Here is a 20,617-nt window from a genome sequence, read left to right on the forward strand (position 1 = left end):
ACAAAAGACGCGCGCCGGCCGCTTCACGCTGTAGGAAGCGCGCTTTCGTCATAGGCGGCGGCGAATTCGGCACTTGGCGGGATGGGCTTGATGATGTCGATCAGCACGCCGTTCGGGTCGGCGGTGATGAAGTGGCGCTGGCCGAAGTCCTCGTCGCGCAAGGTCTTGAGGATCGGCAGGCCAGCGGCGAGCGATCGCTCATAAATCGCGTCCGGGTCCTCGACCTCGAAGTTCAGGAGAAGGCCACGGGTCGGCGCACGCGCCTCTTCGGGGATCGTCTCGTGGCGATAGTCGAGCACCGCCAGCGTCACGTGCTCGTCCTCGATCGACTGGAGATGCACATACCAGTCGCTGGTGAAGAGCGCCTGGAAGCGGAAGTGCTCGATGTAGAAAGCGGCTGTCGTTGCGACATCGGCTGTCATGATGACCGGGTAGTAGCTCGTCGATTTCATGGCTTTTCCTCGCTCGGGCAATATCATACAATCTGTATGTTTCTTTAATTAACATACAGGCTGCATGTATGCAACAGGAAATGCCTCGCCGTTCCAATCGCGAACGGTCGGACACGACGCGCGCCGCGATCCTCGATGCCGCCCGCGGTCTTTTCGTTCGTCGCGGCTATGCCGATACCTCGACGCCCGACATCGTTTCCGCCGCCGGCCTGACCCGCGGCGCGCTCTATCACCACTTCGAGGACAAGAAGGCGTTGTTCCGCGCCGTGGCGGTACGGGAAGCGGGCGCGGTGGCGGCGACCATCGAGCAGAAGACGGCCGGCGATCTCACGCCGCGCGAGGCGCTGAAAGTCGGTGCGCGCGCCTACTTCGACGCCATGCGCGAGCCGGGGCGCATCCGCCTGCTGCTGCTCGATGGGCCCGCCGTGCTCGGCAAAGAGGAGATGATGGCGATCGATGCCGCCCATGCCCAGAGAACCCTGGAGGAAGGCATTGCCGAAGCAATGGCGCCGGCTGCCCCCGATGCGGCAACGCTATCGGCCATGGCCTCGCTGCTTTCGGCCGCCTTCGATCGCGCCGCGCTCGACATTGCCGACGGCGCGCCGAGCGAGATCTATGTCGAAACGATCGGCACGCTGATCGACCGGATGGTTTCGGCCTGACGCCAATGCCGGATTTCGCCCCAGGCTCAGCCTGCGGCGGAGATCATCTGCGGCGGCAATTCGACGAGCGGCGCGGGGATGTCGCAGGTCTTTTCCGGCGACTTGCAGATGTCGGCGATGACACAGCGCTCGCATTCTGGCTTGCGCGCCTTGCAGCAGTAGCGCCCGTGCAGGATCAGCCAATGATGGGCGTGATAGAGATATTCGTCCGGAATGATCCGGATCAGCTTGTCTTCCACCTCGTCCGGGGTCTTGCCCGGCGCCAGACAGAGCCGGTTGGCGATGCGCAGGATGTGGGTGTCGACGGCGATCGTCGACTGGCCGAACGCCATGGAGAGCACGACATTGGCGGTCTTGCGCCCGACGCCCGGCAGGGTCACCAGCTCTTCGCGCGTGCGCGGCACTTCGCCGCCGAAGTCGCGGATCAGCTTCTCGCTGAGCGCAATGACGTTCCTGGCCTTGTTGCGGTAAAGGCCGATGGTCTTGATGTAGTCCCGGACCTTCTCTTCGCCGAGCGCCAGCATCTTCTCGGGCGTATCGGCGATGGCAAAAAGCGCGCGCGTCGCCTTGTTGACGCCGGCATCGGTCGCCTGCGCCGAAAGGGCGACGGCAACGACCAGCGTGAACGGATTGACGTGCTCCAGCTCACCCTTCGGTTCGGGGCGCTGGACTGAGAAGCGGCGGAAGATCTCCTTGAGATCGTCCTGGCTGTAGAGGCTCTTGACCCGCGGCGTGGCGCGCCGGCTCGTCTTCGGTTTTGCGGCGCCCAGTTTCGCAACGCCCGTGGGCAATTTCGGCTTCACGTTTTTCATGATGCATCTATAGTCAAAGGTCATGATCAATGGCAACGCCACCACTCCGCCCGAGGATGCGCCGGTCTTCACCGCCGAGCTCACGCCCTATCGCTCACTCGGGCGCCGCGGCGTCAAAGTCTTCTTCCTGATCGCCGGGCTTCTGAGCCTGGTGCATGCTTTCGTCTTCCTCGTCATTGGTGCCTGGCCGGTCGTGTTCTTCTTCGGGCTCGATTATCTCCTGCTGTTCGGCGCCTTCCGGCTGAACAACCGATCGGCTCTCAGCCGCGAGGAGGTCAGCGTTTCCAAGACCGATGTCTCCGTGCGCAAGTTCACGCCCTCGGGCCAGATCACCGAACATCGGTTCAACCCGTTCTGGGCGCGCTTCAACGTCGCTCGACACCAGGAAATCGGCATCGTTTCGATGACCATCAGCGGCGGCGGGCGGCGGACGGACATCGGTTCGTTCCTCAACCGCGAGGAACGCGAGACCTTTGCGCTGGCGCTCTCGGGCGCGCTTGCCACCGTTCGCCGCCGCTAACGCCTGACGATTGGAATGCTGCGCCAGACGATCGCATGTTTTCAAGTTTCGGGTGGTTGACGGGCCAGCAAATGGTTACCTGTGACATGACAGGAGAAGAGCCATGAACATTGCGACATCCGTACCCGCCGACATCACGCCGAAGGGCACCGACTACGATACGGTCAGCCGCGTGATCGAAATGCTCACCGAAGACTATCGCGACCAGCCGTCACTCGAAACGGTGGCGCAACGCCTGAAGCAGTCGCCGACGCAGCTCCAGAAGGTGTTCACCCGCTGGGCCGGGCTTTCACCGAAAGCCTTCCTGCAGGCCGTCACCCTCGACCACGCCAAGCGCCTGCTGCGCCAGGAAGACATGCCGCTGCTCGAAACAAGCATCGAGGTCGGCCTGTCAGGACCGAGCCGCCTGCACGACCTGTTCGTCACCCACGAGGCGATGTCGCCGGGCGAATGGAAGGCGCGCGGCGAGGGCCTGACGATCCGCTACGGCTACCACCCCTCGCCCTTCGGCACGGCGCTCGTGATGATCACCGAACGCGGCCTTGCAGGCCTTGCCTTCAACGATGCCGGCGGCGAGCAGGCGAGCTTCGAGGACATGGCGCAACGCTGGCCGAACGCCCGCTATATCGAGGACAGTGCGGCGACGTCCCAATACGCCGCGCGCATCTTCGACCCCTCGCGCTGGCGCCAGAACGAACCGTTGCGCATCTTCCTGATCGGTTCCGACTTCCAGATCCGGGTCTGGCAGGCGCTGCTGAAGATCCCGCTCGGCTGCGCGACCACCTATTCGAACATCGCCGGCAACATCGGCCAGCCGACGGCATCGCGTGCGGTCGGTGCTGCGGTCGGGCGTAACCCGATCTCGTTCGTGGTTCCGTGCCACCGCGCGCTTGGCAAGAGCGGAGATCTCACCGGCTATCACTGGGGCCTGACGCGCAAGCGCGCCATCCTCGGCTGGGAAGCCGGCAAGGCGGCCGACGGCACGATCTGATCGCCGGGCATCCCGCATCATCGGAGACAAAAAAGGGGCGCCCGGCGCCCCTCTTTTCATTCCCTGCCTGCCACCGCTCAATGCGCGGCAGACATGTCGCCGAGCACTTCCTTGGAAGCGACGGTCGAATTGGCGTTGAGCTTGTAGACCATCGGAACGCCGGTCGCGAGATTGAGTTTCAGGATCTGTTCCTTCGTCAGGCGGTCGAGCACCATGACCAGCGAGCGCAGCGAGTTGCCGTGGGCAGCGACCAGCACCTTCTGGCCGGAGAGCACGCGCGGCAGGATCTCGGTCAGGTAATAGGGCCAGACGCGGGCGCCGGTGTCGCGCAGGCTCTCGCCGCCCGGAGGCGGGATGTCATAGGAGCGGCGCCAGATGTGCACCTGCTCCTCGCCCCACTTCTCGCGTGCATCATCCTTGTTGAGGCCCGAGAGATCGCCGTAGTCGCGTTCGTTCAGCGCCTGGTCGCGGATGGTTTCCAGCGACGACTGGCCGACGGCATCGAGCACGAACTGGCAGGTGCGCTGAGCGCGCACGAGATCCGAGGTGAAGGCGATGTCGAACTTGATGCCGTAGTCGGCCAGCGCCTTGCCGCCGGCCTTTGCTTCCTCGACGCCGAGTTCCGTCAGGTCCGGATCACGCCAGCCGGTGAACAGGTTCTTCAGGTTCCAGTCGCTCTGGCCATGCCGGACGAGGACGAGAGTACCGCTCATGTCGAATTCCCCTTGAGACTTGAGAGTGGAAAGGTCAGTTGAGCCCGAGAACGTCGAGCATCGAATAGAAGCCGGGTTTCTGGCTGCGGGCCCAGAGCGCTGCGGTGACGGCACCACGCGCGAAGATCGAACGGTCCGTGGCGCTGTGCGACAGAGTCACCTGCTCGCCTTCGCCGGCAAGAATGACGGAGTGCTCGCCGATGACCGAGCCGCCGCGCAGGGTGGCAAAGCCGATCGTGCCTGCCGGACGTGCACCGGTATGGCCGTCGCGCACGCGCACCGAATGCTCGGCAAGGGTGATATCACGCCCCTTCGCAGCCGCGGCACCCAGAAGCAGGGCCGTGCCCGAGGGGGCATCGACCTTGTGCTTGTGGTGCATTTCGAGGATTTCGATGTCCCAGTCGGCCGGACCGAGCGCCCGCGCCGCCTTCTCGGTCAGCACGCCGAGCAGATTGACGCCGAGGCTCATATTGCCCGACTTGACGATACGGGCATGGCGGGCGGCGGCGCGGATCTTCGCCTCGTCGTCCGGCGAACAGCCGGTGGTGCCGATGACATGGACGATGCGGGCCTGGGCGGCGAGGCCGGCAAACTCGACGGAGCCTGCCGGTGCGGTGAAATCGAGAACGCCTTCGGCCTCGACGAAGGCTTCGAGCGGCTGATCGGTGACCGGCACGCCGATCGGGCCGAGGCCGGACAATTCACCAGCATCGCGGCCGATAAAGGCAGATCCGGGGCGCTCGACGGCCGCATGCAGGCGAACGCCGTCCATCGCGTGAACGGTCCTGATCAGCGTCTGGCCCATACGGCCGGCCGCACCCACCACCACGAGCTTCATATCGTTTGCGCCCATCGGTGATTTCCTTCTTGTCCGCTAGTGGATTTCGACGCCGGCCGGCGCTTCGGACGTTTCGCCATCCGGCGACTGGCCCTGGAGATTGTGGAGGCGAGCGTAGAGACCGTCCGGCCGCCGTGCAAGATCGGCATGCGTGCCTTCCTCGACGACGGAGCCATCCTTCATGACGATGATCTTGTCGGCATTGACGACGGTCGAAAGACGGTGCGCGATGACGATGACGGTGCGCCCGCTCATGGCGTGGTCGAGCGCCTTCTGCACGGCCGCTTCCGATTCGGTGTCGAGCGCGGAGGTGGCCTCGTCGAGCAGGAGGATCGGGGCGTTGCGCACGAGCGCGCGCGCGATCGACAGCCGCTGGCGCTGGCCGCCCGAAAGCGTCATGCCGTTCTCGCCAACCGGCGTATCGTAGCCCTGCGGCTGCGCCAGGATGAAATCATGGGCGTAGGCGAGGCGGGCCGCTTCCTCCACCTCGGCATCCGTCGCTTCAATGCGACCGTAGCGGATGTTGTCGCGGATCGAGCCTTCGAAGAGGTAGGGTTGCTGCGAAACATAGGCGATGCCCTTGCGCAGCGACTGCTTGGTGACGTCGGCGATGTCCTGCCCGTCGATCAGGATCTGGCCGGATGCCGGATCGTAGAAGCGCGGAATGAGGCTGATGACGGTCGACTTGCCGGCACCGGACGGACCGACGAGCGCTGTCGTCTTGCCACCCTCGGCCACGAAGTTGACGCCCTTCAGCACCTCGTCGCCATTGGCATACTTGAAGCGCACGTCGCGCAGCTCGACCGCCGCATTCGTGAAGGCCAGCTCCTTGGCGTCAGGCTTGTCGCGCTGGTGCGGCACGGTGTCGAGGATCTCATAGACCATGCGGGCGTTGACGGCTGCACGCTCGAGCGAGACCTGAAGCCGCGCCAGGCGGCGGGCCGGATCATAGGCCATCAAGAGCGCGACGACGAAGGCGAAGAAAGCGCCGGGCGGCACGTCGGCATAGATGGCGCGGAAGGCCGAATAGGCAAGCACGGCCGAGATCGCGAGGCCGGCAAAGGTTTCGGTCATCGGGGCCGTGCGCTCGCTCAGCCGCGCAATGCGGTTTGCCCGGTTCTCGGCGCGCTCGATGATCGACTCGACCTTGCCACGGAGCTCACCCTCCATGGTGAAGGCCTTGACGATGGTAATGCCCTGAATGGTTTCCTGCATCGCGCCGAGAACGCGGCTGTTGACTTCGATCGCTTCGCGCGTGGCCGAGCGCAGGCGCCGGGACACATAGCGCAGGCCCAAAAGCAGGGGCGGTGCTGCGACAAAGACGATGATCGACAGCAGCCAGTCCTTGGCGAACATGACGCCGACCAGGCCGATCAGCGTCAGCAGGTCGCGCGCGATCGAGGTCACGGTCAGGTTGAGCACGTCGCGGATGCCGCTGACGTTCTGGCTGATCTGGGCTGCAAGCTGGGCCGAGCGGGTTTCGTTGAAATAACCGACGCTGAGCGCCATCAGATGGGCATAGAGACGGCGCTGGTAGCGCGCGACGATGTTGTTACCGATCTTCGACAGGGCGACGGCCTGGCCGTAAGTGGCAAAGCCGCGCAATATGAAGGCGCCGAGGATCGCGCCGCAGACAACCAGAACGATGTCCGCCCGCTTGTTGGCGAAGGCTTCGTTGATCACGGTTTCCATGATCGAGGCGGTAAAGCCGGTCGTCGCAGCGACCACGGCAAGGCAGCCGATGGCGAAAGCATAGCCGCGAATGTGGTCACGACCGTTTTCCGCAATGACCCGCTTCAGAATTCCGCTGATCGTATCGGAGTCGACCGCGTGCTGTTTTTTACTGCTGGCGCTCAAAAAGCCCGTCTTCCCTGGAACCAAACTGGCGAGCCGATATACGGCCCGATCTTTCCCGGCGCTCTATAGTGGTTTGATGTCGCTTTGGCGAGTCTTTGCGCAGGAAACGGGCTCAGCTTCTCCAGCGGCGTCCCTCCGTTGCCACACCGAAATCCCTGGGCGTGCGGGCAAAGGCGGCCAATCCCGAGAGCGCCGCCATCGGGTGAATGACGGCGAAGGTCGGGATCGTCCGCATCAGCGCCGAGTGCGGCGCCTTGTCCTCGAAGGCCGCGCGGAAGGGCGATTTCAGGAGCGCCGGCAGAATCTTCTGCGAGATGCCGCCCGCCAGGAAAACGCCGCCGCGGGCCATGAAGATCAGCGCCATGTCGCCGGCAACCCGCCCGAGATAGGTCGAAAACAACGAGATGGTCTCGATCGCGGCGCGGTCGCTTTCGGCGAGCGCGTGCGTCGTCACTTCGGCAGGATCGGTCAGAACCGGATCCACACCATCGGCGGCGCAGACGGCGCGATAAAGGTTCATGATGCCGCGACCGCAGAGGATCTGTTCGCCGGCCATGCGGCCTTCGATCGGCTCGAGGAACGGCCAGATCTGGAAGTCGCGCTCGCTGCGCGGGCCGATATCGACATGGCCGCCTTCGCCCGGCACTGGAAACCAGGTGTTCTGTGCAAAGACCAGGCCACCGACGCCGAGGCCGGTTCCCGGACCGAGCACGACGCGCGAGGTCAGCGGCCGGATGCTGCCACCGCCGATCTGCACCAGGTCCTCGTCCGCAGGGGAGGCCACGGCGAGCGCCTGCGCCTCGAAGTCGTTGATGATCAGCACGTCTTCGAGGCCGAGGCTCGAAAGCATGTCCTTCGGCCGGATCACCCAGCCGGCATTGGTCAGCGGAATTTCGTCGCCACGGATCGGACCGGCTACCGCCAGGATCGCCGAGCGCGGCTGCACCGAGGTCTTGTCGAGGATGCTCTTCTGCATCGCCTCCTCGATCGTCTCGAAATCGCCGGTCTTGATCGGCGGCAGTTGCTTCGGCTCGGCAAAGGCGTCGAGCAAGAGCGCGAAGCGGGCATTGGTGCCGCCGATGTCGCCGATCAGGATTGGAAAAGGAAAGCTGTTTTCACTGGTGCCGGACATCGCAAGATCCATCCTGATCGTCATCTTGGGTTGCGGAACTGTCTATCAGACAGAACGGGAAGAGGAAAAGCGTCGGATTTCAGCGCCCTTCCCGTCCGCTCATGACCTGAGGTTCAGGTCGATCAACTGCTCGGCGGTCGCACGATTGAGCGCCATCGGAATGTCATAGACGATCGCCAGGCGCATCAGCGCCTTGACGTCGACATCATGCGGCATGGCGGTCAGGGGATCGACGAAGAAGATCAGCAACTGCACTTCGCCGGTAGCGATCAGCGCGCCGATCTGCTGGTCGCCACCGAGGGGTCCGCTTTTGAGCCGGGTGATATCGAGACCGGGGCAGACATCGAGGACGCGGCCGCCGGTCGTGCCGGTGGCGACGATACGCCAGTCGCTCAGAACGTCTTCGTGCGCCTTGGCAAAGGCGGCAAGATCGTCCTTCTTCTGATCATGCGCGATCAGCGCAACGCATTTCCGATCCGCCATTCCGGGCCTCGCATCAATATTTAAATCGATTTGATAGCCCTATATATGAGCGCCGCGGGAATGGGAAGGCTGATGCCTCCCAGTCCCGCTCGTGCATCCCTGCCCTATTGCAGCGCCGGACGCGCCATCGGCACCGGGATATCGGCCGGAGGAACGTCGCCGGAAGCGCCGATCACCTGCTCGATGCTTTCGGTTGCCGCGACTGGTGCGGCAGCCCGGTAGGCCGTGCCATAGGTGGCGGCCGCTTCCGAGGCGGGCGCCGGACCGTTCAGCACCAGTGCGCAGGCCTTCGGCAAATCGGCAAGCGTCGTCACCTTCGGCTTGACCGGCTTTGCGTCCGGCTTCTTGGTCGGCTTTGCCCATGGCTCGTCCGTGAACCACCAGGCCAGCGACTTGTCGCAGCCATCGCCTTCCGGCACCGCCGCCTGGTCCTTGCAGGTCGAAGCGCCCGCCGGGCACTTGATGCGGATGTGGAAGTGATAGTCGTGACCGTAGATCGGCCGGACCTTGCCGAGGTTGGTGCGGTCACCCCTCCAGGTATCGCAAAGCTTCTTCTTGATCGCCGGATTGACGAAGACGCGCTCCACCTGCGGATAGCTCGCCGCCAGCATGATCAACTGTGCGTGCTTCGGCGTCCAGATCGACCGATCGACCGTCAGGAACTTGTTCTTCTGCAACATCGATGTCGCGGAGATGTCTTCGCGCTCGCGGTAGGTGAGCGTGCGCTGCGGCATCGGTGTCAGCCAGATATCGGCATCGAGCCCGATCTGGTGCGAGGCGTGGCCCGACAGCATCGGGCCACCGCGCGGCTGCGAGATGTCGCCGAGCAGCAGACCGGACCAGCCGACCTTGTCGGCCGCGTCGTGGGAAAACTGCTCGATCAGCGCGATCATTTGCGGGTGACCCCAGCGACGGTTGCGCGACAGCCGCATCGCCTGCCAGGTGGGCCCGTCCGTGGGAATTGCGACCCCGCCGGCAAGGCACCCCTTCGCATAGAAGCCGTAGGAGTTTGCCGCCATTTCGGCAGGCAGAGCCTTGGCGCCGAAAAGCGCCTTGGCCGGCGTTTCATCCGCCGCGGCGTGGTCGGCGATGAGAAGGCTGGTTCCGAGCACCAGCGCAAGAAGCACCGAGCCGCAACGTCGAAGAGGAGCAATCATTGAATTTCGTCCCGTTTGTCTCGCGAACAGCAGCGCTGATGTGCAGTATGCTCTGTCCGGCGAACCCCGATCCTAAGGCTCCGTCTTTGCCTCAGCCTTACGTATCCCGCGCTTGTGAATCACCGGGATGTGACTCAAAAATTTGGCCTGATTTGCGGCGGTGCCTGTCAATTGCCCTGATTTCGCCTATGCTCTCGCAAAAGAAGTTTGAAATATAAAGGGGTAAGGGCGGGATGCCAAACGTCTGCAGGACCATGAAATCAGGCCTCGCCGCCACGCTTCTCACAGCGATCTTTATCTTTCCTGCTGCAGCCAATGCCCAAGAACAACCGGTCTGGCGTCACGGAACGTCGTCGATCGGCGAACTGAAATACAAACAAGGCTTTGCCCGCTTCGACTACGTCAATCCCGACGCTCCCAAGGGCGGCGAACTGCGTCTCTCGGAAAACGGCACCTTCGACACCTTCAATCCGATCCTTTCCAAGGGCGAAGCGGCGAGCGGCGTTACCTCGCTGGTCTTCGATACGCTGATGAAATCGGCGGAGGATGAAATCACCACCGCCTATGGACTGCTGGCCGAGGGCGTATCCTATCCCGACGACATTTCGTCGACGACGTTCCGGCTGCGCGCAGAGGCCAAGTGGGCCGACGGCAAGCCGGTCACGCCGGAGGACGTCGTCTTCTCGTTTGAAAAGGTCAAGGAGCACAATCCGCTCCTGTCCAACTACTATCGCCACGTGGTTTCGGCGGAAAAGACGGGCGAGCGCGACGTCACCTTCCGCTTCGACGAGAAGGACAATCACGAACTGCCGAACATTCTCGGCCAGTTTCCGATCCTGCCGAAACATTGGTGGGAAGGACAGGACGCCAAAGGCAACAAGCGCGACATCAGCCGCACGACGCTGGAACCGGTCATGGGCTCAGGCCCCTACAAGATCGCGTCGTTCCAGGCCGGAGGCTCCATCCGCTTTGAACGCAGGGACGACTATTGGGGCAAGGACCTCAACGTCAACGTCGGCCAGTATAATTTCGGCGTGATCAGCTACGCCTTCTTCAGCGACAGGAATGTGCAGTTCGAGGCCTTCCGCGCCGGCAACGTCGATTTCTACCAGGACAACAGCGCCAGCCACTGGGCGACCGCCTATGACTTTCCGGCGATGAAGGATGGCCGCGTGATCCGCGAGGAGATCGAGAATCCCTTGCGCGCAACGGGCATCATGCAAGCCTTCGTGCCGAACATGCGCCGCGAGAAATTCAAGGATCAGCGCGTGCGCGAAGCGCTGAACTACGCCTTTGATTTCGAGGATCTGAACCGCAGCCTCGCCTACAATGCCTTCCAGCGCGTCGACAGCTATTTCTGGGGCACCGAGCTTGCCTCCAGGGCTTTGCCGGAAGGACGCGAGAAGGCCATTCTGGAGGAACTGAAGGACAAGGTTCCGGCCGAAGTCTTCACCACGCCCTATACCAACCCGGTCAACGGCGACCCGCAGAAGGTGCGCGACAACCTGCGCAAGGCGCTCGCGCTGTTCAAGGAGGCGGGTTATGAACTCAAGGGCAACCGCCTGGTCAACGTCAAGACCGGCGAGCCCTTCAGTTTCGAATTGCTTTTGTCCAACCCGTCCTTTGAGCGCACGGTTACCCCCTTCATCAACAGTGTGAAGAAGATCGGCATCGATGCCCGCATCCGCACCGTCGACGACTCGCAATACACCAACCGTGTCAGAAGTTTCGACTATGACATGATCTACGGCATCTGGGCGCAAACGCTGGTACCCGGCAACGAGCAGATCGACTACTGGGGTTCGGGTTCGGTCAATCAGCAGGGATCGCGAAACTATGCCGGCATTGCCGATCCGGCGATCGACGAACTCATCCGGAGGATCATCTTCGCGCCCAACCGCGAGGAACTGGTCGCAACGACGCGGGCCCTCGATCGCGTTCTTCTCGCGCACCACTTCGTGGTTCCGCTGTTCTACTCGCGCTCGGTTCGTGTGGCATACTGGAACCAGCTCGCCCGTCCGCAGGAACTGCCCTACTACGGAATAGGCTTCCCGGATGCCTGGTGGTCGAAAAACGCACCCCCCAAATGAAGTCCTTGCGCTCGGATGGCGTCTCGATTCCAAATGCAAAAAAACGAATCACTGAAACAAGCCCCGATCCGGGCCCCCGCAAGGAGACACAGGGATTGAGACACCATAGACGGCATGCCGACGCTTCGCCGGTCCGGGCCTACGCCCACACGTCGATCGAAAGGCTCGCCTGATGGGTGCCTATATCCTGCGCCGCCTGCTTTTGATGATCCCGACGATCTTCGGCATCATGGCGATCTCCTTTGCCATCGTTCAGTTTGCCCCGGGCGGCCCGGTCGAGCAGGTGATCTCGGACCTCACAAATGCCGGCGGTTCCGATCGCCTGTCGGGCAGCAGCGGCGACCTGATGCAGGCCGGAGGCGACGAAGGCGGGCGCTATCGCGGCGCCCAAGGGCTTGACCCGGAATTCATCGCCAAGCTCGAAAAGCAGTTCGGCTTCGACAAGCCGCCGCTCGAACGCTTCGCCACCATGATGTGGAACTATCTCCGCTTCGATTTCGGCGAGAGCTTCTTCCGCAACACCTCGGTGATCGATCTCATCAAGGAGAAGATGCCGGTCTCGATCTCGCTCGGGCTGTGGATCCTTCTATTCTCCTACGCGATCTCCATCCCGCTCGGCATCAAGAAGGCGGTCTCCGACGGCTCGGCCTTCGATGTGTGGACCTCCGGCATCATCGTCATCGGCTATGCCGTGCCGAGCTTCCTGTTCGGCATCCTGCTTATCGTCGTCTTTGCCGGTGGCTCGTTCTTCGACTGGTTCCCGCTGCGCGGCATCGTCTCCGACAATTTCTGGGATTTGCCCTGGTGGCAGAAGATCCTCGACTACATCTGGCACATGACGCTGCCGCTGATCACGCTCTTGCTTTCGGCCTTTGCGACGACGACGCTGCTCACCAAGAATTCCTTCATCGACGAGATCAAGAAGCAGTATGTGACGACGGCGCGGGCCAAGGGTCTCACCGACAGTCAGGTGCTCTATGGCCACGTCTTCCGCAACGCCATGCTGATCATCATCGCCGGCTTTCCCGGTGCCTTTATCTCGGCCTTCTTCACCGGCTCGCTTCTGATCGAATACATCTTCTCGCTCGATGGCCTCGGGCGCCTCGGCTATGATTCGATCGTCAAGCGCGACTATCCGATCGTCTTTGCCACCCTCTTCATCTTCTCGCTGATGGGCCTGCTCGTCAGCCTGCTGTCGGACCTCATCTACACCTGGGTCGACCCGCGCATCGATTTCGAGCGGAGGGACGTCTGATGGCAAGCGTCTCAACCTCCCCGACCGCTGCGGCGCCCCGTGGCCGGCTCACGCCGGTCAACCAGCGCCGCTGGCAGAATTTCAAGGCGAACCGGCGCGGCTACTGGTCGCTCTGGCTCTTTCTCGCGCTGTTCGGGCTCAGTCTCGTCGGCGAGCTCATCGCCAATGACCGGCCGATCGTCGCCTCCTACAAAGGCGAGCTTCTCTTCCCCGTCGTCATCGACTACCCGGAGGAAAAGTTCGGCGGCTTCCTTGCCGAGACCGACTACCGCTCCGACTTCATCCGCGACGAGATCGAGGCCAACGGCTGGATGGTCTGGCCGCCGGTGCGCTATTCCTATCAGACGGTCAATTCCAACATTCCGCATTCGGCGCCGACCAAACCCTTCTGGCTGATGGACAAGGAGGAGCGCTGCTCGGCCTATCCGGAAAAGCTCGAAGATCGAAACTGCATCGTCGGCAATCTCAACTGGCTCGGCACCGACGACCAGGCCCGCGACGTCTTTGCACGGATGATCTACGGCTTCCGCATCTCGGTGCTCTTCGGCCTGACGCTGACCATTGCCTCGGCGGTGATCGGCGTCACCGCCGGTGCCATCCAGGGCTATTTCGGCGGCTGGACCGATCTCCTGATGCAGCGCTTCATCGAGATCTGGTCGTCGATGCCGGTGCTCTACATTCTATTGATCATCGCTGCGATCCTGCCGCCCGGCTTCTTCATCCTGCTCGGCATCATGCTCCTGTTTTCCTGGGTCGGCTTCGTCGGTGTCGTGCGCGCCGAGTTCCTGCGGGCGCGCAATTTCGAATATGTGAATGCGGCGCGCGCGCTCGGCGTCGGCAACGGCACGATCATGTATCGCCACCTCCTGCCGAACGCGATGGTCGCGACCCTGACCTTCCTTCCCTTCATCCTCTCCGGCTCGATCACGACGCTGACCTCGCTCGACTTCCTCGGCTTCGGCATGCCGCCGGGATCTCCCTCGCTCGGCGAGATGATCGCCCAGGGCAAATCCAACCTGCAGGCGCCCTGGCTGGGGCTGACGGCTTTCTGCGTCATGTCGCTGATGCTGTCGCTGCTGATCTTCGTCGGCGAAGCGACGCGCGATGCCTTCGATCCGAGAAAGACGTTCCGGTGAGCGCGACGATGACAGATCCCATCCTCTCCGTCCGCGACCTCTCGGTCGCCTTTCACCAGGGCGGCAACACCTCCGTTGCCGTCGACCACATCTCCTTCGAGATCAAGCGCGGGGAGACGGTGGCGCTCGTCGGCGAATCCGGTTCGGGCAAGTCGGTCTCGGCCAATTCGATCCTGAAGCTCCTGCCCTACCCGTCGGCCAGCCATCCGAGCGGCGAAATCGTCTTCAACGGCAAGGACCTGCTGAAGGCCAGCGATGCGGAGCTGCGCCATGCGCGCGGCAACGACATCACCATGATCTTCCAGGAGCCGATGACCTCGCTCAACCCGCTGCATTCGATCGAGCGGCAAATCGGCGAAATCCTCGAATTGCACCAGGGTCTGGAGGGGGCTGCCCGGCGCACGCGCATCCTCGAACTCCTGCACCAGGTCGGCATCCGCGAGCCGGAGAAGCGGCTCAGCGCCTACCCGCACGAGCTCTCGGGCGGCCAACGCCAGCGCGTCATGATCGCCATGGCGCTCGCCAACCGCCCCGAACTCTTGATCGCCGACGAGCCCACGACGGCACTCGACGTCACCGTGCAGGCGCAGATCCTCGAGCTCCTGAAAAAGCTCAAGGATGAGCACGGCATGTCGATGCTGTTCATCACCCATGACCTCGGCATCGTGCGCAAGATCGCCGACCGGGTCTGCGTCATGACCAAGGGCAAGATCGTCGAGACCGGGCCAACCGCCGAGATCTTCGCCAACCCGCAGCACGCCTATACCCGCCACCTGCTCGCGTCAGAACCGAAGGGCAATCCGCCGCCATCCGACGCGTCGAAGCCGATCGTGATGGAAGCCTCCGAGATGAAGGTCTGGTTTCCGATCAAGGCCGGGTTCCTGCGCAAGGTGGTCGACCACGTGAAGGCGGTCGACGGCATCGACCTCAAGCTGCGCGCCGGCCAGACGCTGGGTGTCGTCGGCGAATCCGGTTCCGGCAAGACGACGCTCGGCCTGGCGCTGACGCGGCTGATCTCGTCCAAGGGCCGCATCGCCTTCGTCGGCAAGGACATCGACCGCTACAGCTTCAACGAAATGCGGCCGCTTCGAAACCGGATGCAGATCGTCTTCCAGGACCCCTTCGGCTCGCTCAGCCCGCGCATGTCGGTGGCCGATATCATCGCCGAGGGCCTGAAGATCCACGAACGCTCGCTGTCGGACAACGAGCGCGACGCCAGGGTCGCAGCCGCGCTGGAAGAAGTCGGCCTCGATCCCTCGACCCGCTGGCGCTATCCGCACGAGTTCTCGGGCGGTCAGCGCCAGCGCATCGCCATTGCCCGCGCCATGGTGTTGAAGCCGCAATTCGTCATGCTCGACGAACCGACCTCGGCGCTCGACATGAGCGTGCAGGCGCAAGTGGTCGATCTCCTGCGCGACCTGCAGAGCAAACACGACCTCGCCTATCTGTTCATCAGCCACGATCTGAAGGTCGTGCGCGCCCTGGCCAACGAGATGATCGTCATGCGCATGGGCAAGGTGGTGGAACAGGGGCCGGCCGAGCGCATCTTCAACGCGCCCAGTGAAGACTACACGAAGGCGCTGATGGCCGCCGCCTTCAACCTCGAAGCCGTCAATCTCACCGCGATCCGCCAGTAGAGAGTCCGCCATGTCCGCCAAGAGCCCCGTTATCGTCGACCTGAAGTTCATTCCGGAAGAAGTGGAGGCGGCGCTCCGCGGTGCCTTCCCCGATCGCGAGGTGATCAACCGCGCCGATGCGGTGCATCACAATCGCGATCTCTCCGGCATCGACTATGCGGTGGTGTGGAAATCGGCACCGGACCTCTTCGACAGAGCGCCGGATCTCAAGGTGGTCTTTTCCGGCGGCGCCGGCGTCGATCACGTGCTGACGCTGCCCGGCCTTCCCGAGGTGCCGCTGGTGCGCTTCGTCGACCAGACGCTGACGACGCGCATGAGCGAGTGGGTGGTCATGCAGTGCCTCATGCACCTGCGCCAGCACCGCGCCTACGAGGCGCTGGCGGCAAAGCGCGAATGGCGCGACCTGTCCCAGCCCGAAGCCGCCGACATTACCGTCGGCGTCATGGGCATGGGGATCCTCGGCCAGGATGCTGCGCGCAAGCTCTCGACCATGGGCTTCAAGGTGATCGGCTGGTCGCGCAGCAAGCGCGACGTCGCCGGCATCGAGACCTTCGGCGGCGATGAGCTCGACGCCTTCCTGGCCCGCACGGACTTCCTCGTCGGCCTGCTGCCGCTGACCCCCGACACCCGCGGCATCTTCAACCTGCGCCTGTTTGCCAAGCTCAGCCGCAACGGCCCGTTCGGCGCGCCTGTCTTCATCAATGCCGGCCGCGGCGGCAGCCAGGTGGAAGCCGACATTCTGAAGGCGCTCGACAGCGGCGTTCTCGGCGGCGCCTCGCTGGATGTCTTCGAGCAGGAACCACTTTCGGCCGACAGCCGCTTCTGGACCATGCCCAACGTCTATGTCACGCCGCATGTGGCGGCATCCTCCGACGTGAAGGCGCTCTTCCGCCATGTGGAGCAGCAGATCGCCCGGTTCGAGAGCGGACAGGCGCTCGAACATGTCGTCGATAAAGTAGCCGGCTACTGATTTAGCGAGGGTGTGGCGCTTGCCGCGCCGTGCCTCCTGGCAGAGCCGCAGCGTCGCTTCAGCAACTCGCATGCGAGATTTTGACCTCGATCGGCGACGATCAAGGGGGCGGCTCCTTGCCTTGAACGGGCGATCAGGGACGGCGATAGCCCGTCGGCTGCTCATAGAGCCAACCAATCCGCTCGATCGAGGCTTCCAGCCCCTCTCGCGCAACCGTCATCGTGTGACCGTTGGCGTGGATCAGGGTTTCGTCGTCCTCCATCAGCGCGACGTGGCCTTTCCAGAAGACGAGGTCGCCGCGCTTGAGCTCTTCGCGCGCAATCGGCGTTCCGAGACCCGTTGCCTGCATGTCGGAATCGCGCGGCGCTTGCCTGCCGACCATCATCATCGACAATTGCACAAGGCCTGAACAATCAATGCCGAAGCCGGAACGGCCGCCCCAGAGATAGGGCGTTTCGACGAAGCGGGCAGCGACCGAGACATAGTCTCCCGGCACGAGACTGCCGACCTCGATGCAGTGATTGGCGATGACCGCCTGGCCGCCGTCGAGCAGGAAATAGCGCGTTCCCCGGGTTTCGCGCTCATCGACAACCGTCAACCGGCTGCCCATCGAAAGCGGATAGACCGTCGGGAAGCGCAGATCATGGCCGGTGTAGACGAAGGTGCGCGGCGCCGTGACGATATGGGTCGGGCTCTTGACCACCGGCGCGAGGCAATATTCCGGAAGGTAGCCGACATAGCCGTCGAGATCGGCCTTCACCCAGCACCAGCTCTCGTTGGTGTCGAGCACTCGCACGGATTCGCCGAGCAAGAGTTCGGTATCGGTGCCGCAGGCGAGATCGGGCTTGGCGCGCAGCGGCGCAACCGGAACCGAGATGCGGGCAACGCTGCCCTCGACGTAGCGCTCGGCCTCCACGACGCCGCGAAGGCGGCTTTCAGCAAGGTCTGGTCTATAGGCATTCAGGCGGCGATCGGGCAGTGTCGACATATCTACTCACTTGGGCTGTTTGCGGCCCTGATCAATGATCAGGTCACCGAATTTTTCAAGATAGAGAGCACCCTCGACTGTCCTTTTGATGACGACGTTGCGGCGATCACGGTCATCGCGGGCGCGATCGACCAGGCCAAGCGCACCCATGGTATCGAGCGCACGGGTAATGACCGGCTTGGTGACGCCGAGCGTCGCCGCCAGCCCGCGCACGGTGTGCGGCGGCGGCACGAGGTAGATGTGCAGGAGGATCGCCAGTTGCCGCAAGGTCAGATCGCGGCTGTCGACGCGAACCTGGGCGAGCGACACCGAATGCCAAAGCCCGAGGGCCTGGGAGGGCGTTAGCTCTATCGGCAAGGGCGGCTCCTACGCGTGATACTGATCCGCCACGATAGCGGCGGATCGTTACGCAAGCGTTTCTTTTGCCGTTTTGCCGGGTACGGCTACTTCGCCATCTTCTGGATGTGCTGGTAGAGCGCCCGGATCGCCTGCGCCTCGCCGCCGACGGGCGAATGCGGCCGTTCGGACTGCGCCCAACCGAAGATGTCGAAATGCACCCAGCTCTTGGCGTTGGTGACGAAGCACCTGAGGAAGAGCGCGGCGGTGATCGACCCAGCCATGCCGCCGGCCGGCGCATTGGTCAGATCGGCGATGCGCGCCGAGACATCCTTGTCGTAGCCGTTGTGGAGCGGCATCCGCCACATCGGATCGTCCACCTCGAGGCTTGCTTCCGTGAGATCATGGGCGAGATCGGCATCGTCGGTAAAGAAGGGCGGCAGGTCCGGGCCGAGCGCGACGCGGGCAGCACCGGTGAGCGTCGCCATGTCGACGAGCAGGTCGGTCTTTTCTTCATCGGCATAGGCGAGCGCGTCGGCGAGGATCAGCCGGCCCTCGGCATCGGTATTGTCGATCTGCACCGTCAGGCCCTTGCGGCTGCGGTAGATGTCGCCGGGCCGGAACGCATTGGCCGAGATCGAGTTCTCCACCACCGGCACGATGACGCGCAGATCGACCTTGAGCTTGGCGTCCATGATCATCAGCGCCAGGCCGAGGACGTTGGCGGCACCGCCCATGTCCTTTTTCATCAGCAGCATGGAGGAGGCCGGCTTGATGTCGAGACCACCGGTATCGAAGCACACGCCCTTGCCGACCAGCGTTACCTTCTTGTGGCCCTTCTTGCCCCAGCGCAGTTCCAGCAGGCGCGGAGCCTCGGCGCTGGCGCGGCCGACGGTATGAACCAGCGGGAAGTTCTGCGTCAGCAGCGCCTCACCGGTAATGACCGAAACGTCGGCTTTGTAATGGGCGGCGAGCGCGCGGAATGCGCCTTCGAGCGCTTCCGGCCCCATGTCGTTGGTCGGCGTGTTGATGAGGTCGCGCGCCAGGAACACGCCGGCGAGCTGGCGCTTGATGTCGGTCGCGTCCGCGTCGGCGGGGATCAGCAGCGTCGGCGGTTCGCCCTTGGCGGACTTGTAGCGCTCGAAGCGATAGGAGCCGAGGCCGTAGCCGAGCGCCAGCCGGTTGGCGGTGAGCGGCGCGGTCTCGATGTGCCACTTGCCCGCCGGCAGCGCCCGCGCCAGCTTGCCGGCAAGGAACGGCGCTTCAGACGGGTTGCTGCCGAGGCCGAAGAGCGCGCCGCCGAGATGGCCGTCGGCGGACGGGATCAACAGCACCGCGCCGGATTCGGCCGTGAAGCCAGCCTTGCGCGCCCAGTCCAAAGCGATCGGGTCGATCGTCCCCGTCTCGATATGCGCCGGCGTGACGGCGAAGATCGGCAGGGTCTTGCCGGCGCTGGTGTTGAACGGCGACGGCCGCTCGATGAACTGATAGGGAGCCATGAAAGTCCTCGGCTGACAGAGATGAATCGCGACATTAACGCTCTGTTAGGGTTAACAGATTATTGCTGGAGTGAAAGTTGCGCCGGTGTTGTCTGAAGTTCAGGTGCGCGAATGCATGCTGGGGACACCTATGGCCAAACGCACGATCTCATCCTTCAACGCCGCTCGCCTGTGCCAGGGTGCTGCCCTCGCGCTGCTGGCGCTGTCGCTTGCGGGCTGCGCCAACCAGCCGAAGAAGGAACTGACGACGGGCTCGATCTCGCGGACGTCGAGGCCCGTGCAGTCGATGACGGCGACCGAATTGTCCCAGGCGGCCGAAAGCATCGGCCAGGCCTATGAGAAAAATCCGAAAGACCGCGAAGCGGGGCTCAACTACGCCAATCTGCTGCGCATGACCGGCCGCAACGAGCAGGCGCTCGCCGTGATGCAGCAGGTCGCAATCAACCATCCGGCCGACCGTGAGGTGCTCGGCGCCTACGGCAAGGCACAGGCCGCCGCCGGCCAGCTCGAACAGGCGCTTGCGACGATCGGCCGGGCGCAGACGCCGGACCGGCCGGACTGGAAGCTGAAATCGGCCGAGGGCGCGATCCTCGACCAGCTGGGCCGCGCACAGGAAGCGCGCCTGCGCTATCGTGAAGCCCTCGATCTCAAGCCGAACGAACCGTCGGTGCTCTCCAATCTCGGCATGTCCTACCTCCTGACCAAGGATCTCCGTACGGCCGAAACCTATCTCAAGTCGGCGGCCAGCCAGCCCGGCGCCGACAGCAGCGTGCGCCAGAACCTTGCGCTCGCCGTCGGCCTTCAGGGACGCTTCCAGGAAGCCGAGACGATCGCCCGCCAGGAGCTTTCCAGCGAACAGGCGGAAGCAAACGTCGCCTACCTGCGCTCGATGCTTTCACAGCAGGGCGCATGGAAAGAGCTCGCCAAGGCCGACGAAAAGAAGGTCGCCAACTAGGCCGCGTCGCGACGCTTCAGGCACACGCCCGGCGCTTTGGGCTTCCGATTTATCGTCACTCGGGGACCGCCGCGCGGACCTGCACGGCTCGCCTGGTCCAGCCGAGCGCCCAAGCAATCTTCCCGGCCGATTAC

Annotated in this window: 20 protein-coding genes; 9 read left to right on the forward strand and 11 right to left on the reverse strand. The window is 63.6% G+C overall.

The window, feature by feature from the left end; genetic code table 11:
• Nucleotides 1–23: 23 nt before the first annotated feature.
• Nucleotides 24–452 (reverse strand): VOC family protein, encoded by a 429-nt coding sequence (locus XB14_RS17740; protein WP_077962858.1) that lies wholly within the window; start codon nt 450–452, stop codon nt 24–26.
• Nucleotides 453–520: 68 nt separating this feature from the next.
• Here XB14_RS17740 and XB14_RS17745 point away from each other — a divergent pair, with 68 nt between their 5' ends.
• A complete protein-coding gene (locus XB14_RS17745) occupies nt 521–1,114 on the forward strand; it encodes a TetR/AcrR family transcriptional regulator (protein ID WP_077962859.1) in 594 nt (197 codons plus the stop codon).
• A gap of 26 nt (nt 1,115–1,140) precedes the next feature.
• Here the strand turns inward: XB14_RS17745 and nth are convergent, their stop codons facing one another.
• Nucleotides 1,141–1,926 (reverse strand): endonuclease III, encoded by a 786-nt coding sequence (gene nth / locus XB14_RS17750; RefSeq protein ID WP_077962974.1) that lies wholly within the window; start codon nt 1,924–1,926, stop codon nt 1,141–1,143.
• 22 nt (nt 1,927–1,948) lie between these two features.
• Between nth and XB14_RS17755 the strand changes: the two genes are divergently transcribed.
• Nucleotides 1,949–2,446: a DUF2244 domain-containing protein gene (locus XB14_RS17755; RefSeq protein ID WP_077962860.1), complete on the forward strand. Its 498-nt coding sequence runs from the start codon at nt 1,949–1,951 to the stop codon at nt 2,444–2,446.
• Nucleotides 2,447–2,549: 103 nt separating this feature from the next.
• Nucleotides 2,550–3,437 (forward strand): methylated-DNA--[protein]-cysteine S-methyltransferase, encoded by an 888-nt coding sequence (locus tag XB14_RS17760; protein WP_077962861.1) that lies wholly within the window; start codon nt 2,550–2,552, stop codon nt 3,435–3,437.
• A gap of 77 nt (nt 3,438–3,514) precedes the next feature.
• On the opposite strand, the gene XB14_RS17765 is transcribed toward XB14_RS17760, so the two are convergent.
• From XB14_RS17765 to mepA, 6 genes are all read right to left on the reverse strand, one after another.
• Nucleotides 3,515–4,150 (reverse strand): 2,3-bisphosphoglycerate-dependent phosphoglycerate mutase, encoded by a 636-nt coding sequence (locus XB14_RS17765; protein WP_077962862.1) that lies wholly within the window; start codon nt 4,148–4,150, stop codon nt 3,515–3,517.
• Between the two features lie 34 nt (nt 4,151–4,184).
• The gene (gene dapB, locus XB14_RS17770; protein WP_077962863.1) at nt 4,185–5,003 is read right to left on the reverse strand and encodes a 4-hydroxy-tetrahydrodipicolinate reductase; all 819 of its coding nucleotides are present in this window, start codon (nt 5,001–5,003) and stop codon (nt 4,185–4,187) included.
• A gap of 21 nt (nt 5,004–5,024) precedes the next feature.
• On the reverse strand, nt 5,025–6,845 hold the full coding sequence (locus XB14_RS17775; RefSeq protein WP_077962864.1) for an ABC transporter ATP-binding protein: 1,821 nt from the start codon (nt 6,843–6,845) through the stop codon (nt 5,025–5,027).
• A gap of 112 nt (nt 6,846–6,957) precedes the next feature.
• Nucleotides 6,958–7,977: a glucokinase gene (locus tag XB14_RS17780; RefSeq protein WP_077962975.1), complete on the reverse strand. Its 1,020-nt coding sequence runs from the start codon at nt 7,975–7,977 to the stop codon at nt 6,958–6,960.
• A 99-nt stretch (nt 7,978–8,076) separates the two neighbouring features.
• Nucleotides 8,077–8,460: a methylglyoxal synthase gene (locus XB14_RS17785; protein WP_077962865.1), complete on the reverse strand. Its 384-nt coding sequence runs from the start codon at nt 8,458–8,460 to the stop codon at nt 8,077–8,079.
• Nucleotides 8,461–8,564: 104 nt separating this feature from the next.
• On the reverse strand, nt 8,565–9,617 hold the full coding sequence (gene mepA, locus XB14_RS17790; protein WP_077962866.1) for a penicillin-insensitive murein endopeptidase: 1,053 nt from the start codon (nt 9,615–9,617) through the stop codon (nt 8,565–8,567).
• 233 nt (nt 9,618–9,850) lie between these two features.
• Here mepA and XB14_RS17795 point away from each other — a divergent pair, with 233 nt between their 5' ends.
• The 5 genes from XB14_RS17795 to XB14_RS17815 all read left to right on the forward strand — a co-directional run bounded on the left by XB14_RS17795 (nt 9,851) and on the right by XB14_RS17815 (nt 16,705).
• Nucleotides 9,851–11,707 (forward strand): extracellular solute-binding protein, encoded by a 1,857-nt coding sequence (locus tag XB14_RS17795; protein ID WP_077962867.1) that lies wholly within the window; start codon nt 9,851–9,853, stop codon nt 11,705–11,707.
• 172 nt (nt 11,708–11,879) lie between these two features.
• Nucleotides 11,880–12,962: a microcin C ABC transporter permease YejB gene (locus XB14_RS17800; protein ID WP_077962868.1), complete on the forward strand. Its 1,083-nt coding sequence runs from the start codon at nt 11,880–11,882 to the stop codon at nt 12,960–12,962.
• Nucleotides 12,962–14,098, forward strand: coding sequence for an ABC transporter permease (locus XB14_RS17805; RefSeq protein ID WP_077962869.1), 1,137 nt, complete (start codon nt 12,962–12,964; stop codon nt 14,096–14,098). Before XB14_RS17800 ends, XB14_RS17805 begins: the two co-directional genes overlap by 1 nt.
• A gap of 8 nt (nt 14,099–14,106) precedes the next feature.
• Entirely contained in the window at nt 14,107–15,735 is a 1,629-nt protein-coding gene (locus XB14_RS17810; RefSeq protein ID WP_077962976.1) for an ABC transporter ATP-binding protein, read from the forward strand.
• A 10-nt stretch (nt 15,736–15,745) separates the two neighbouring features.
• Entirely contained in the window at nt 15,746–16,705 is a 960-nt protein-coding gene (locus XB14_RS17815) for a 2-hydroxyacid dehydrogenase (protein ID WP_077962870.1), read from the forward strand.
• 133 nt (nt 16,706–16,838) lie between these two features.
• Here XB14_RS17815 and XB14_RS17820 read toward each other — a convergent pair whose 3' ends face one another.
• From XB14_RS17820 to XB14_RS17830, 3 genes are all read right to left on the reverse strand, one after another.
• Nucleotides 16,839–17,693 (reverse strand): NlpC/P60 family protein, encoded by an 855-nt coding sequence (locus tag XB14_RS17820; RefSeq protein WP_077962871.1) that lies wholly within the window; start codon nt 17,691–17,693, stop codon nt 16,839–16,841.
• A gap of 6 nt (nt 17,694–17,699) precedes the next feature.
• Nucleotides 17,700–18,050 carry a MarR family transcriptional regulator gene (locus XB14_RS17825; protein WP_077962872.1) on the reverse strand — a complete coding sequence of 117 codons (351 nt, stop codon included), beginning with the start codon at nt 18,048–18,050 and terminating at the stop codon, nt 17,700–17,702.
• An 86-nt stretch (nt 18,051–18,136) separates the two neighbouring features.
• Nucleotides 18,137–19,528 (reverse strand): leucyl aminopeptidase family protein, encoded by a 1,392-nt coding sequence (locus XB14_RS17830; protein ID WP_077962873.1) that lies wholly within the window; start codon nt 19,526–19,528, stop codon nt 18,137–18,139.
• Nucleotides 19,529–19,658: 130 nt separating this feature from the next.
• On the opposite strand from XB14_RS17830, the gene XB14_RS17835 reads away from it, so the two are divergent.
• Entirely contained in the window at nt 19,659–20,483 is an 825-nt protein-coding gene (locus XB14_RS17835) for a tetratricopeptide repeat protein (protein ID WP_077962874.1), read from the forward strand.
• Nucleotides 20,484–20,617 lie beyond the last annotated feature (134 nt).

It is taken from the genome of Ensifer adhaerens, from assembly GCF_002007205.1.
Classification (GTDB): Bacteria; Pseudomonadota; Alphaproteobacteria; order Rhizobiales; family Rhizobiaceae; genus Ensifer; species Ensifer adhaerens_D.